This window comes from Streptomyces sp. NPDC006798, assembly GCF_040635975.1.
Taxonomy (GTDB): Bacteria; Actinomycetota; Actinomycetes; order Streptomycetales; family Streptomycetaceae; genus Streptomyces.
Genome location: NZ_JBEYIS010000014.1, coordinates 37,293 through 51,364 on the forward strand (window position 1 = coordinate 37,293; position 14,072 = coordinate 51,364).

A 14,072-nucleotide genomic window follows, 5' to 3' on the forward strand; every position below is an offset into this window, starting at 1 on the left:
GGCACTCATGGACGCTGTCACCCAGGTCCCCGCGCCGGTCAACGAGCCGGTCCACTCCTACGCGCCCGGCAGCCCCGAGCGCGCCCGCCTGGAGGCGAAGCTCAAGGAGCTGGCCGAGAACCCGATCGAGCTGCCGATGACCATCGGCGGCGAGCGCCGGATGGGCGGCGGCGAGCGGGTCGACGTCGTCCAGCCGCACAACCACCGGGCCGTCATCGGCACCTTCGCCGGGGCCACCGAGCAGGACGCGCGGGACGCAGTCGACGCGGCCCTGGCCGCCGCCCCGGCCTGGCGCGCGATGTCCTTCGACGACCGTGCCGCGATCATTCTGCGGGCCGCCGAACTGCTGGCCGGACCGTGGCGCGAGACGCTGGCCGCCTCCACCATGCTGGGCCAGTCCAAGACCGCCCAGCAGGCCGAGATCGACACGCCGTGCGAGCTGATCGACTTCTGGCGGTTCAATGTCGCCTACGCCCGCGACCTGCTGGCCGAGCAGCCCCCGGCGAACTCCCCGGGCGTGTGGAACCGGCTGGACCACCGGCCGCTGGAGGGCTTCGTCTACGCGATCACGCCCTTCAACTTCACCGCCATCGCGGGCAACCTGCCCACCGCCCCCGCCCTGATGGGCAATGTGGTGGTCTGGAAGCCGTCCCCGACCCAGACCCACGCCGCCGTGCTGCTGATGCGGCTGCTGGAGGAGGCCGGGCTGCCCAAGGGCGTCATCAACCTGGTCACCGGTGACGGCATCGCCGTCTCCGAGGTCGCGCTGAACCACCCCGAGCTGGCCGGTATCCACTTCACCGGCTCGACCCGCACCTTCCAGCACCTGTGGAAGACGGTCGGCAACAACATCGAGAAGTACCGCTCCTACCCGCGGATCGTCGGCGAGACCGGCGGCAAGGACTTCGTCGTCGCGCACCCGAGCGCCGACCGCGCGATCCTGAAGACGGCGCTGACCCGCGGTTCCTTCGAGTTCCAGGGCCAGAAGTGCTCGGCCACCTCCCGGGCGTACATCCCCGCCTCGATCTGGAACTCCGGCTTCAAGGAGGAGTTCGCGGCCGAGGTCGACGGGATCGCCATGGGCGACGTCACCGAGCTGTCGCACTTCATCGGTGCCGTGATCGACGACCGCGCCTTCGCCAAGAACAAGGCCGCGATCGACCGCGCCGCCGCCGACCCGACCTGCGAGATCATCGCCGGTGGCAGCTACGACGACTCGGTCGGCTACTTCGTCCGCCCGACGGTCATCCGCTGCACCGACCCGGGCAACGAGGTCTTCACGGACGAGTACTTCGGCCCGATCCTCGCGGTCTACGTCTACGACGACGAGTCGGCCGAGGGCTACGACGCCATGCTGGACCAGATGGAGTCGGTGTCCGCGTACGCCCTGACGGGCTCGGTGATCGCGGGCGACCGTGCCGCCGCCGCGCACACGATGGCGAAGCTGCGGTACGCCGCGGGCAACTTCTACATCAACGACAAGTCGACCGGTGCCGTCGTCGGCCAGCAGCCCTTCGGCGGCGGCCGCGCCTCGGGCACCAACGACAAGGCGGGCGCGCCGCAGAACCTGATGCGCTGGACGCTGACCCGCGCCATCAAGGAGACGCTGGTACCGCCGACCGAGTACGGCTACCCGCACATGGGCTGATCCCGTACGGGCCCGACCGGGCCCCGGGACGCCCCCGCAGACACCGCCCCCGCTCCGGCCCCCACGCCGGAACGGGGGCGGTTTCCATGTCCGGGGCGGCGTACGGGCGTACAGGGGCGTACGCGCGGGCCCGGGCCGGTCAGCGGTCCGTACGGGGGGACTCCGCGAGGCGCTTGATCGTGCCCAGCCGGGTGTCCCAGTCCGAGGCGACCCGGGCCATCCAGCGGGCCGCCTCCTCCAGCCGGGCGGGCAGCACCGTGTAGCGGGTCTCCCGCCCGGCCCGCCGCCCGCCGACCAGACCGGCCCGGGCCAGGATCCCCAGATGCTTGACGATCGCCTGCCTGCTGACCGGGAGTTCGGCCGCGAGGACGGTGGCCGTCGCGCTGCCGTGGTCGGCCAGACCGTCGAGGATCCGGCGGCGGGTGGGGTCCGCCAGCGCCGACAGCACCTCGGACATGGCGTCCGCCGTCTCCGTGGCACCCGCCCCGTCGGGCGCGCCGCTGCCTCCAGTCATACGATGATTCTCACCCGTCCGTCCCGGCGCCGGGACGGTCGCCCCCGGGAACGCCCTCGGTGCTCCCGGTCTCCGCGTAGTTCTTGATGTTGACGACCTGTCCGGCCCAGCCGCCGTCATGGCTCTCGTACGACGCCGTGTCCCGCCGACGCGCCGGGATCGAAAGCGCCGCGAACCCGGTCTCCACGACCCGTAGCAGCGTGCCGTTCCCGGCCGGGGCGAGGGTGAACTCGACCAGGGTCGAATTCCCCTCGGTGGCGGGCTCGCCCGGATAGGCGGCGGCCCAGCGGTAGGCGAACCGGCGCGGCGGTTCGACGGTCACGATGGTGGTCGGGAACTGCCCGAACTCCCCGTGGTCGAGGAACATCGTCCCGCCCGGCCGCAGATCCACCGGCGTCGGATCGCCCTGCCCGAACCACTTCCCGACGTGCACGGGCTCGGTGAGCACCGCCCAGACGCGCTCCGGCGACGCTTCGATCACGATCTCCTTCTCGATCCGGTCCCGCTCGGTGCCGGTGGCGGATGTCTCGGTCATGGCGATGCCTCCTGTCGGACAGTCTCTCTGACGTGCTACCTCATGGTTGCACTTCCCGTACGGCGGTGCAACCGATCGGTTGCGCGTGGAGAGGGTGTGTGTCGCGGTCCGGCCCGGCTGTGACGTACCGGACAACGTGTCGCTTTCCCCGGAGCCGGGCGGGGGGCGGTGGTTGACTTGGAGGGTGTTCGTCCTCCTGCCCGGAACCGGACTGGTGCTCCCGCATCACGCGGGCACCCTGCGGTTCGGCATGAGCGGCTATGCGGCGCAGTGGGCCGTCTCGATGCTCTGCGAGGTCCGGATCGGCGCCGTCGCCGGGACCGCGTGGGCCTTCACCGGCGAATACCTGGGGCTGACCCTCAGCGTCTGGGGCGCGGCGGACGGGCCGCACGCCGGGGGAGTCGGCTATGTCCAGCTCGCCCGGGGCACGGACGCGGCGGGCGGGGAGCCCATCGGGCCCGCCCTGGTTCCGGTGGTGCATCAGGGCGTCGACCTCTTCGGGCGGCCGAGGGCCCAGGTGGTGCCGTATCTGCCGGGCGTGGCCCGGGTGGACCACGGTCTGGGGCGTTCCGGCGGCTATGTCCAGGCCATCGGGCTCCGCTGCGCGGGCTGGTGCGTCCCGGACGGCGGCTGAGCCGCGCGGGCCCGCGGATCCGGTACGTCGCGGACACGGGCTCGCGGGTCCGGTACGTCGCGGGCGGAGGCCGCACCCCGCGAGGCCGGGGCGCTCCGGGGGCGTACCCCCGGGTGCCGCACCGCTCCGGACGGGCGGGATTCCGCCGGACGGCGCGCGGCCGGAGTGGAAAATCTCGGCCGGATCGCGGGTTTCTTGCCAGGCTGCTGTCATGCCGATCACTCCTGACGCCCTGTCCGCCGCCGGTCCGGAGGCGCCCGCGCCCGCCGAGCCGCTCTCCGTGCTCCATACCTTCCAGCTCGCCCCCGGTGAACTGGCCGCGATCCGCGCCCTCATGGACGAGGCGTTCGAGGGGGACTTCTCCGACGAGGACCTCGAACACGGCCTCGGCGGGATGCACGCCGTGATCCACGATGCCGACGGGCGGCTGATCGCCCACGGCTCCCTGATCATGCGCCGGGTGCTGCACGGCGGCCGCTGGCTCCGGATCGGCTATGTGGAGGCCCTCGCCGTCCGGGTCGACCGGCAGCGGCAGGGGCTGGGCGGCCGGGTGATGGCCGCTCTCGAACAGATCGTGGCCCGCGCCTACGACTTCGGCGCGCTCTCGGCCTCCGAGGAGGGCGCCGGACTCTACCGTTCACGCGGCTGGTGGCCGTGGACCGGGCGGATCGAGGGCGTCTCGCCCGACGGGCTCGTCCGGCTCGCCGACGAGGAGGGCACCACCTATGTCTGGGGCGGCGTCCCGGCCCCCGAGGACTCCCTCGCCTTCGACTGGCGGGACGGCGACGTGCTGTGAACCGACGGGCCGGGTGAAGCCCGGCCGTCACGCGGAGACGCGGGGGTGCGCCCGCCGGGGCCCGCCGGTCGTCACGACCGGCGGGCCCCGCCGCGTTCGCCGATCGCCGTCCTGTCCCCCTCACCCTCCCGGGTGAACCTCGCCATGATCGGAATTCGGCGCTGACCTGCGGGTTCCATGATCTCCGTCTCAGATAGTAGGAAGTCCGACTACTTGTAGAGACAGGAGCGCGTCGCTGCCCTAGCTTTGTAGAAGCCGAACGTCCCGCTCGATCGAGCGAATGGCGGTTCCGGGTACGCGCCCCTTCGGCAGGTGACCCCTGTCCGGCGCGCTCGCCGCCCCATCCGGCGCCTGCCGCATCCCTGTGATCTCCCGTGATCTCCCGCGATCCCGTGATCCTGTGATCTCCAAGGAGTCGATCGCCATGTCCGCCACCCTGTCCGCCGAGACCGTCCGCCCCGGCCGCGTTCGGGTCCGCCGCTCCCGTGCCGCCGAATCCGACCGCCGCAACGCCGCCGCGGCGCTCCAGCGCGCGCTCGACCGCCGTGACAACGGCGGAGCCTCGGGGCACTGATCCGCGAGCCGATTCCGCGCACCGAATCCGCCGCCGCCGTCGGCCACCCGCCGGGTTGTCCAGTAAATGGACGGCCTGTGTCATGGGGTGGGATGGCGAGTAGGGTGCCCACATGCCCCGCAGCCTCAATATCGCAGTCATCCCCGGCGACGGCATCGGCAAGGAAGTCGTCGCCCAGGGACTGAAGGTCCTGACCGCCGTCCTCCCGCAGGACGTCAAGCTGGAGACCAAGGAGTACGACCTCGGCGCCCAGCGCTGGCACCGCACCGGTGAGACCCTTCCGGACGCGGAGCTGGAGGCGCTCAAGGGGCACGACGCGATTCTGCTCGGCGCCATCGGCGACCCCTCCGTGCCTTCCGGCGTCCTGGAGCGGGGGCTGCTGCTCAAGCTGCGGTTCGCCTTCGACCACTTCGTCAATCTGCGGCCGTCCAAGCTCTTCCCGAACACCTCGACCCCGCTGGCGGGCCGTCCCGAGATCGACTTCGTCGTCGTCCGCGAGGGCACCGAGGGTCCGTACACCGGCAACGGCGGCTCCCTGCGCACCGGTACGCCCGCCGAGGTGGCCACCGAGGTCAGCCTGAACACCGCCTACGGTGTGGAGCGGGTCGTCCGCGACGCGTACGAGCGGGCCAACGCCCGCCCCCGCAAGAAGCTGACGCTGGTCCACAAGAACAACGTCCTGGTGTACGCGGGCCACCTCTGGAAGAACATCTTCGACCGGGTCGGCCAGGAGTACCCCGAGGTCACCACCGACTATCTGCATGTCGACGCGGCGACGATCTTCTTCGTCACCCAGCCGGAGCGGTTCGACGTCATCGTCACCGACAACCTCTTCGGTGACATCCTCACCGACCTCGCCGCCGCCGTCACCGGTGGAATCGGCCTGGCCGCCTCCGGCAACATCAACCCGACGGGCTCCTTCCCGTCGATGTTCGAACCCGTCCACGGCTCCGCCCCCGACATCGCGGGGACCGGCAAGGCCGACCCGACGGCCACGATCCTCTCCGTCGCCCTCCTCCTGCGCCACCTCGGCTTCGACTCCGAGGCCGCCCGGATCGAGGAGGCCGTCTCCGCCGACCTGGCCGAGCGCGACAGCACCTTCCGTACGACGGACGAGATCGGCGACGCCCTCGCGGTACGCGTAGTAGCGGACTGACCCGACGACGCCCTCACGAAGCCGCCGGGTCGCAGACAGCGCCCGGCGGCTTCTCCCTGCGGTCTCCGGGCGGCCCCGGCCCGTCGATCCGACCGGCCGGTCACCGGACCGCACATTCGTCCCGTACCACCCGTTTCGAGCGGCCGCCTCCGGGGGCGATAATCGAACCGGGCCGTGGCCCACGGGAATGCTCGGACGTCCTAGCACCAGCTGCCGGCGCCGAAGCGGACGTGCGCGGTCCACCACATCAAGGTGAAGGACACTGCACTCATGACGACGCCCACGATCGAGCTGAAGCCCTCCGCCCGTCCGCTGCCCGCGGCGGAGCGGGAGGCGATCCTGAAGGACCCGGGATTCGGCCGCCACTTCACCGACCACATGGTGACGATCAAGTGGACCGAGGGCCGGGGCTGGCACGACGCCCAGCTCGCGCCGTACGCCCCGCTCTCGATCGACCCGGCCAATATGACCCTGCACTACGCGCAGGAGATCTTCGAGGGGCTGAAGGCGTTCCGCCGTCCCGACGGGACCGTCGCCACCTTCCGCCCGGAGAAGAACGCCGAGCGGTTCCGGGTCTCCGCCCGCCGGCTGGCGATGCCCGAACTGCCGGACGACCTCTTCATCGCCGCCTGCGACGCCCTGGTCCGGCAGGACGAGGCATGGGTCCCGCCGCACGGCGGCGAGGAGTCCCTCTACCTCCGGCCGTTCATGATCGCCAACGAGAACGGGCTCGGGGTCCGCCCCGCCAACGAGTACCTCTTCGTCGTGATCGCCTCCCCGGCCGGTGCCTACTTCACCGGCGGGATCAAGCCCGTCTCCGTCTGGCTCTCCGAGAACTACGTCCGCGCCGTCCCCGGCGGTATGGGCTTCGCCAAGACCGGCGGCAACTACGCGGCGTCCCTGCTCGCCCAGGCCGAGGCCGCCCGCGAGGGCTGCGACCAGGTCGTCTGGCTGGACGCGCTGGAGCACCGGTGGGTCGAGGAGATGGGCGGGATGAATCTGTACTTCGTGTACGGGGACCGCATCGTCACCCCCGAACTGACCGGCTCCCTGCTCGCCGGGATCACCCGCGACTCGGTGCTCACCCTCGCCGCCGACCTCGGCCGGACCGCCGAGGAGGGCCGGATCTCCACCGAGCAGTGGCGGCGCGACACCGAGAACGGCAGCCTCACCGAGGTCTTCGCCTGCGGCACCGCGGCCGTCATCACCCCGATCGGCCGGGTCAAGTCCGCGTCCGGCGAATGGCTCCAGAGCGGCGGCGAGCCCGGTGAGCTGACCCTGAAGCTCCGCAAGGCGCTGCTGGACATCCAGACCGGCGCCGCGCCCGACCCGCACGGCTGGACCCACCAGCTGGGCTGATCCCCCGGTCCGGCCCCCACGGGCTCCCCGGTCCGGGCCTTACGGGATCCGCGGTCCGGGCCGTACGGGCCCGGCCCCGCGCCCCGGCCCCGTGCCCGTGGAGCCGGAGCCGTACCGGAACATCACCTTCGAGGGTCGTGCCCCCGTCCCCGCTCCGGCGAGGATGGGGGCATGATCGCATCGGGGCAGGACGGAAGCGGTACGGACGGCGGCAGGGACGAGGGGCGGACGGCGGGGGAGCGGGCACCGGACCGGGTGGGGACGCCGGACCGGGACGGCGAACTGGCCGCCGCGATCAGGCTGCGCGACGGCGGCGACCCGGCGGAGCGGGAGCGGGCCCGGCTGCTGCTGGTGGAGCTGGCCGGGCGGCTGCCCGACGACGCCGAGGTGGCGTACCACACGGCCTGGGCGCACGACGTCCTCGAACGCGAGGCGGCGGCCGTGCCCTACTACGAACGCGCCCTCGCCCTCGGCGGCGCATCCGGCCCCGGCGGCGACCAGCCGGGTTCCGGCGGCTCCGGCCCCGGGCTCGGGGCGGCCGACCAAGCCGAGGCGTATCTCGGTCTCGGCAGTACCTATCGGGTCCTGGGCCGGTACGAGGACGCCGAGCGGACCCTGCGCGCCGGTGTCGCCGCCTTCCCCGGCCACGGCGGGCTGCGGGCCTTCCTCGGTCTGGCGCTCTACAACACCGGCCGCCACCGGGAGTCCGTCCGACTGCTCCTCGAACTGCTCGCCCGGACCAGCGACGATCCGTCCGTCCGCGGCTACGAACGGGCCCTGGCCTTCTACGCGGCGGACCCGGACCACACCCTTCCGCCGGATCCCTCGTAGCCATTCCTTTTGAGCGTCGCTCGAAAACTGCTTCGCCGAGCCTGCTCTTCGCCGCGCCCGATCATTAGAGTGATGCTCAAAAGGGCTTGCGGCTCGATATCCCCGAGGCGATCTGGGCCACGCCCGGAACGTCGAACTCCCGCGCGGGAGGGACCGATGCCGGGAGACGGCCGATCGAGGTCGTCGAGTCCAGGCGCCCACCGTGATCCGCGACGGGGACGGCCGCTGGACCGACTACTCCTGCATCAACCACTACGTCCGCAACGGCGCCGTCGTCCTCTGCGCCTTCGGCGTTCCGCGCGACGAACAGGCCGCCGCGATCCTCCGGCGGCTCTACCCGGACCGGGAGATCGTCCTCGTCGACGCCCGGACGGTCTTCGCGGCGGGTGGCGGGATTCACTGCGTCACCCAGCAACAGCCCGCGATCGGGCGGGACTCCGGGGGAGAATGAGACGACGGACGGCCCACGGGGTGCTGAGGGGCCGTTCTTCCCGTGGAGGTGAGTGAGTATGTCCCCGACCGCAGACGACTCCGGGCCGACGGCCCCCGGCGGTACCCGGATCGCCGAGTTCGAGGCGGACACCCGGGTCCACCGCCGGCTGTACTGGACCACGGAACCCGCCGAACTGGCCGCGACCGTACGGGAACACACCGAGACGGGCCGGGCGCTGCTCACCGAAGCCGAGTCCGAAGCGGCGGCGGCGGCCGGAGCCGGAGCCGTACGGCTCGCACTCGCCGAGAGCCTGCTGCTCATGGGCCGGGTCGAACTCCTCGGACTGCACGACCCCGCCACCGCCCGCGACAGCCTCGACCGGGCCCGGGAGACCGCGGCCGCCGCCGGTGACCCGCTGCTGGAGGCCGCGGCCCTGGCCCACTCGGCGCTGCTCGCGCCCGACCGGGCCGTCGGCGGCACCGAGACCGAGGGCGACGGCGAGCCCGCGGCGGCGCTCACCGGCGCCCGCGCCCTGCTGGCCGCCGCCGGGACCCGGGCCGCCGGAGTGCGCGACTGGCTGGACGCCGTCGAGGCCGAACGCGCCGTACGCGACGGGGAGTACGCCCGCGCGCTCCGCCTGGTCGGCCGGGTCGCCGAGGCCCGCGGCCGGGGCGAGGCGAACCCCGTGCCCGACTGGCTCGACTGGTGCACCACGGCCCGGATCGGCATGCTGAAGGGCCGGGTCCAGCTCGCGGCGGGCCTGGTGTCGCAGGCCCGCCGTACCCTGCTGTACGCGATGGGCGGCGTCGCCGCCGACGACCACGGCCAGCGGGCCCTGTTCTACGCGGGCCTGGCCGCCGTCGAGGCCGCCGACGGCCAGGCGTACGAGTCCTGCGGCTACGCCTGCCGGGCCATGGAGCACATCGAGGCGGGCGGCGATGTGATGGGCGTCCGCCGCGGCCTGACGCAGTATCTCCACGACTCCTGTGTGGAGGACCTCTACGAGAGCCTGGCGCTCTCCCCGGCCGAGCCCGCGACCCCGTCCGACATCACCGACGTCCGGGGCCCCGGCGACAAGACGGCGTAGATACCGGCAAGAGACCGAGAACGAGGGAACGGACGGGTGAGTCGATTGCCGGAGACGGCACGGGGGAAGCGGCGCGGGAACGGGGCGTACGCGCCGTCCGCGACGGGGGCACGGCGCCACGGCGCGTACGGGGGAGGCGCCCGGTGAGCCCGCCGGTCCGGCGGCGCAATGTCGCCCCGCCCCGCGAAGCCGTACTCGCCGCCGCCATGGCGACCATCGCCGAACGCGGCCTGGACGCCCTGACCATGGCCGGACTCGGCCGTGAGGTCGGGATGAGCAGCGGCCATCTCCTCTACTACTTCGGCACCAAGGACGAGCTGCTGCTGCGGACGCTGGAGTGGAGCGAGGGCCGGCTCTGCGCCGAACGGGCCGCGCTGCTCTCCGGGCCGGCCCCCGCCGCCGAGCGGCTCACCGGCTATGTCGGCCTCTACGTCCCCGACGGGCCGCGAGACCCCCAGTGGACCCTCTGGCTGGAGGTCTGGAACCGCTCGGCGGGGATGGGCGAGGAGGCCAGGGCCCGGCAGGCGGCGGTCGAGAGCGCCTGGCACCGGGATCTGGTCGCCCTGCTCGCCGAAGGGATCTCGTACGGCGAGTTCCGCCCGGTCGACCCCGACCGGTTCGCCGTCCGGCTGCGGGCCCTGCTCGACGGGCTCAGCGTCCATGTGGCGGTGGGCCTGCCCGGTACGGGCCGCGAACGCGCGCTCGTACACATTGGCGAATTTCTGGCCGAAACGCTGCTCGCCACCGAACCCCCGGATCCCCCGGGCGGGCGGTAAGTCGCCACCGGCCGGGCCGTTTTACCGGCCTGGCCGGGCCGGGAACGCAATGTACGCAAGTACTCCCGATCGTTGCCGGTGCAACCCTTGTCGGCCGGGACGGCGCTCCGGCACGGTTCCGGCCATGGGACGAGAGCACTGGAAGAAGATCTGGGTCGGCTCCGCGGGCAATATGGTCGAGTGGTTCGACTGGTTCGTCTACGCCAGCTTCGCCACCTACTTCGCGGGCGCGTTCTTCCCCGAGGGGAACGACACCGCCAAGCTGATGAACACCGCGGGCATCTTCGCCGTCGGCTTCTTCATGCGCCCCGTCGGCGGCTGGCTGCTCGGCCGGGTCGGCGACCGCAAGGGGCGCAAGGCGGCCCTCACCCTCACCGTCACCCTGATGTCCGCGTCCGCCCTGCTGATCGCCGTCGCCCCCACCTACTCGGTCGCCGGATACGGCGGCGCGGCGGTACTGCTGATCGCCCGGCTGCTCCAGGGGCTCTCCGTCGGCGGGGAGTACGCGGCCAGCGCCACCTATCTCACCGAGGCGTCCGCACCCCGCCACCGGGGCCTCGCCTCCAGCTTCCAGTACGTCTCCATGACCGTCGGCCAGATCCTCGGCCTGGGACTCCAGATCGTCCTCCAGCGCACCATGTCCGACGAGGCACTGCACAGCTGGGGCTGGCGGGTCCCGTTCATCATCGGCGCCCTCGGCGCGGCCGTCGTCTTCTATCTGCGGCGGAACATGCTGGAGACCGAGGTGTACGAGGAGCTGGCCGAGGGCGGCCCGGACGGCGTCCCGGCCGCCGAGAAGGGCACCATCCGGGCCCTGCTCGCCCACAAGCGGGAGGCGTTCCTGGTGATCGCCCTGACCATGGGCGGGACCGTGGCGTACTACACGTACACCACCTATCTGACGAAGTACCTCTCCAACTCGGCGGGCCTGCCCAAGGAGACCGCGACCCTGGTCTCCTTCTGCGCACTGATCGTCTTCGCCGCGCTCCAGCCGCTGGCGGGAGCCCTCTCCGACCGGATCGGCCGCCGTCCCCTGCTGATCACCTTCGCCCTCGGCTCCACCTTCCTGACCGTGCCGATCATGACGCTGCTGAGCCGCGCGGGCTCCTTCTGGCCCGCCTTCGGCCTCTCCCTGCTGGCCCTGGTGGTGATCACCGGCTACACCTCGATCAACGCCTGCGTGAAGGCCGAACTCTTCCCGACCGGGGTCCGGGCCCTGGGCGTCGCCCTGCCGTACGCCGTCGCCAACGCCCTCTTCGGCGGTACGGCGGAGTACGTCGCCCTCTGGTTCAAGCGGTCCGGCGCCGAGTCCGGCTTCTACTGGTACGTGGCCGGCTGTGCGGCGGTCTCCCTGATCGTCTATCTGACCATGCGGGAGACCCGGGACATCGACCTGAAGACCGTGGGCACCCGACGCGGCGCCCCCGAGCCGGTCGGCGGCGGGGAGAGCGACGCCGACCCGGTCCCCGCCCGCTGACGCCCGCCACCACCTCGGGGGTTTCGCATCGTGAGACCCCCGGGACCGGTCCGGGCGGTTTGTGGCAGGATGCGGGCGTGCCCGTTCTCGCCATGATTATCGGCTGCAGGCGCGCCGGTCCGCAGTGACGGTCGGCCGTACGACGACCCCGTACGACACCGTCACCGTGTCCCAGACCCGCGCGCAGACCTCTCGCATCCGCGAGGGGTTTTTTCGTTCTCAGGAGACCAGAAGTCTCCCCCGACTCCGGCCCCCACCCCGGCCGAGGCCGACGGGCGCGAGAGGATAGGGACAAGTGGATTCAGCCATTCCGGGAGCCACTGATCCGACAGGAGCAACACCAGCCATGACGACGAAGCCCACCACGGACGACAGCTTCCACGTCTTCGACACCACCCTCCGCGACGGAGCCCAGCGCGAGGGCATCAATCTCACCGTCGCGGACAAGCTGACCATCGCCCGGCATCTGGACGACTTCGGGGTGGGGTTCATCGAGGGCGGCTGGCCGGGCGCCAACCCCCGGGACACCGAGTTCTTCGCCCGCGCCCAGCAGGAGATCGAGTTCAAGAACGCCCAGCTGGTGGCGTTCGGCGCGACCTGCCGGGCCGGCACGGCCGCCGCCGACGACCCCCAGGTCCAGGCGCTGCTGGCCTCCGGCGCGCCCGTGATCACCCTGGTCGCCAAGGCCCATGACCGCCATGTCGAGCTGGCCCTGCGCACCACCCTCGACGAGAACCTGCGGATGGTCCGCGACACCGTCGCCCACCTCCGCGAGCAGGGCCGCCGGGTCTTCGTCGACTGCGAGCACTTCTTCGACGGCTACCGGGCCAACCCCGCCTACGCCAAGTCCGTCGTCCGGGCCGCCGCCGAGGCGGGCGCCGACGTCGTCGTCCTCTGCGACACCAACGGCGGCATGCTCCCCGCCCAGATCCAGGCCGTCGTCGCCACCGTCGCCGCCGACACCGGCGCCCGGCTCGGCATCCACGCCCAGGACGACACCGGGTGCGCCGTCGCCAACACCCTGGCCGCCGTCGACGCGGGCGCCACCCATGTCCAGTGCACCGCCAACGGCTACGGCGAGCGGGTCGGCAACGCCAACCTCTTCCCCGTCGTCGCGGCCCTGGAGATCAAGTACGGCAAGCGGGTACTGCCCGAGGGCGCGCTCGCCGAGATGACCCGGATCTCGCACGCCATCGCCGAGGTCGTCAACCTCACCCCCTCCACCCACCAGCCCTACGTCGGCGTCTCCGCCTTCGCCCACAAGGCCGGACTGCACGCCTCCGCGATCAAGGTCGACCCCGACCTCTACCAGCACATCGACCCCGAGCGGGTCGGCAACACCATGCGGATGCTCGTCTCCGACATGGCCGGACGGGCCTCCGTCGAACTCAAGGGCAAAGAACTCGGCATCGACCTCGGCGGCGATCGCGAACTCGTCGGCCGGGTCGTCGAACGCGTCAAGGAACGCGAGCTCCAGGGCTACACCTACGAGGCCGCCGACGCGTCGTTCGAACTGCTGCTGCGGGCCGAGGCGGAGGGGCGCGCGCCCAAGTACTTCCGGACCGAGTCCTGGCGGGCCATCACCGAGGACCGGCCCGACGGCACCCACGCCAACGAGGCCACCGTCAAGCTCTGGGCCAAGGGCGAGCGGATCGTCGCCACGGCCGAGGGCAACGGGCCGGTCAACGCGCTCGACCGGGCGATGCGGGTGGGCCTGGAGCGGATCTACCCCCAGCTCGCCAAGTTCGAACTGGTCGACTACAAGGTCCGCATCCTCGAAGGCCGGCACGGCACCGAGTCCACCACCAGGGTCCTCATCACCACGGGCGACGGCACGGGGGAGTGGGCGACGGTGGGGGTCGCGGACAATGTGATCGCGGCGTCCTGGCAGGCGCTGGAGGACGCGTACACCTACGGCCTCCTCCGCGCGGGCGTCACCCCCGCGGAGTAGCCTCCGGCCGGGTTCCGTGGGGACCGGTCCCGCCGCGAGGCCGGACGCCCGTCCCGGCCCGCAGCCCGCCTGTGACTGTTCGCGCGGTCCCGCCCGGCGTGGCGGGTGTGGTCGGGCGACCGCGCGCCGTCGTGGGCTGGTCGCGCAGTTCCCCGCGCCCCTAAACGCTCTCCCCGGCACCGGCCCGGAGAGGGCCCCGCTCCCCGGTAAGGAGGGGTCGATCTCTTTCCGAGGGCGGTCGGGAGGGCAACCCAGGGGCGCGGGGAACTGCGCGACCAGCCACAGGCGGGCGGCAGGCCGC

13 protein-coding genes and 1 pseudogene are annotated in these 14,072 nt (G+C 72.2%); 12 read left to right on the plus strand and 2 right to left on the minus strand.

Going from position 1 to position 14,072, the window contains the following annotated elements:
• The first annotated feature begins 7 nt into the window (after positions 1-7).
• Complete coding sequence (gene pruA / locus ABZ714_RS12025; protein WP_358825074.1) at positions 8-1,648, plus strand: L-glutamate gamma-semialdehyde dehydrogenase; 1,641 nt, start codon at positions 8-10, stop codon at positions 1,646-1,648.
• A gap of 139 nt (positions 1,649-1,787) precedes the next feature.
• Here pruA and ABZ714_RS12030 read toward each other — a convergent pair whose 3' ends face one another.
• Together ABZ714_RS12030 and ABZ714_RS12035 are read right to left on the minus strand one after the other, a co-directional pair.
• Entirely contained in the window at positions 1,788-2,105 is a 318-nt protein-coding gene (locus ABZ714_RS12030) for a metalloregulator ArsR/SmtB family transcription factor (RefSeq protein ID WP_358825177.1), read from the minus strand.
• Between the two features lie 67 nt (positions 2,106-2,172).
• Positions 2,173-2,697 (minus strand): SRPBCC family protein, encoded by a 525-nt coding sequence (locus tag ABZ714_RS12035; protein ID WP_358825075.1) that lies wholly within the window; start codon positions 2,695-2,697, stop codon positions 2,173-2,175.
• A 184-nt stretch (positions 2,698-2,881) separates the two neighbouring features.
• On the opposite strand from ABZ714_RS12035, the gene ABZ714_RS12040 reads away from it, so the two are divergent.
• The 11 genes and pseudogenes from ABZ714_RS12040 (at position 2,882) to cimA (ending at position 13,771) form a co-directional block, all read left to right on the plus strand.
• Positions 2,882-3,331 (plus strand): hypothetical protein, encoded by a 450-nt coding sequence (locus tag ABZ714_RS12040; RefSeq protein ID WP_358825076.1) that lies wholly within the window; start codon positions 2,882-2,884, stop codon positions 3,329-3,331.
• A 211-nt stretch (positions 3,332-3,542) separates the two neighbouring features.
• Complete coding sequence (locus ABZ714_RS12045) at positions 3,543-4,127, plus strand: GNAT family N-acetyltransferase (protein ID WP_358825077.1); 585 nt, start codon at positions 3,543-3,545, stop codon at positions 4,125-4,127.
• Positions 4,128-4,551: 424 nt separating this feature from the next.
• Positions 4,552-4,701 carry a hypothetical protein gene (locus tag ABZ714_RS12050; RefSeq protein ID WP_358825078.1) on the plus strand — a complete coding sequence of 50 codons (150 nt, stop codon included), beginning with the start codon at positions 4,552-4,554 and terminating at the stop codon, positions 4,699-4,701.
• Between the two features lie 112 nt (positions 4,702-4,813).
• Complete coding sequence (locus ABZ714_RS12055) at positions 4,814-5,857, plus strand: 3-isopropylmalate dehydrogenase (protein ID WP_358825079.1); 1,044 nt, start codon at positions 4,814-4,816, stop codon at positions 5,855-5,857.
• Positions 5,858-6,127: 270 nt separating this feature from the next.
• Positions 6,128-7,216, plus strand: a complete 1,089-nt coding sequence (locus ABZ714_RS12060; protein ID WP_358825080.1) for a branched-chain amino acid aminotransferase — start codon at positions 6,128-6,130, stop codon at positions 7,214-7,216.
• A gap of 171 nt (positions 7,217-7,387) precedes the next feature.
• Positions 7,388-8,047 (plus strand): tetratricopeptide repeat protein, encoded by a 660-nt coding sequence (locus ABZ714_RS12065; protein WP_358825081.1) that lies wholly within the window; start codon positions 7,388-7,390, stop codon positions 8,045-8,047.
• Between the two features lie 187 nt (positions 8,048-8,234).
• Positions 8,235-8,498: pseudogene (locus ABZ714_RS12070) on the plus strand (agmatine deiminase family protein); the annotation flags it as partial.
• Between the two features lie 58 nt (positions 8,499-8,556).
• Entirely contained in the window at positions 8,557-9,567 is a 1,011-nt protein-coding gene (locus ABZ714_RS12075) for a hypothetical protein (protein ID WP_358825082.1), read from the plus strand.
• Between the two features lie 143 nt (positions 9,568-9,710).
• Entirely contained in the window at positions 9,711-10,343 is a 633-nt protein-coding gene (locus ABZ714_RS12080) for a TetR/AcrR family transcriptional regulator (RefSeq protein WP_358825083.1), read from the plus strand.
• A 124-nt stretch (positions 10,344-10,467) separates the two neighbouring features.
• Positions 10,468-11,820 (plus strand): MFS transporter, encoded by a 1,353-nt coding sequence (locus ABZ714_RS12085; RefSeq protein ID WP_358825084.1) that lies wholly within the window; start codon positions 10,468-10,470, stop codon positions 11,818-11,820.
• A 346-nt stretch (positions 11,821-12,166) separates the two neighbouring features.
• A complete protein-coding gene (cimA, locus tag ABZ714_RS12090; RefSeq protein ID WP_358825085.1) occupies positions 12,167-13,771 on the plus strand; it encodes a citramalate synthase in 1,605 nt (534 codons plus the stop codon).
• Positions 13,772-14,072: the final 301 nt, after the last annotated feature.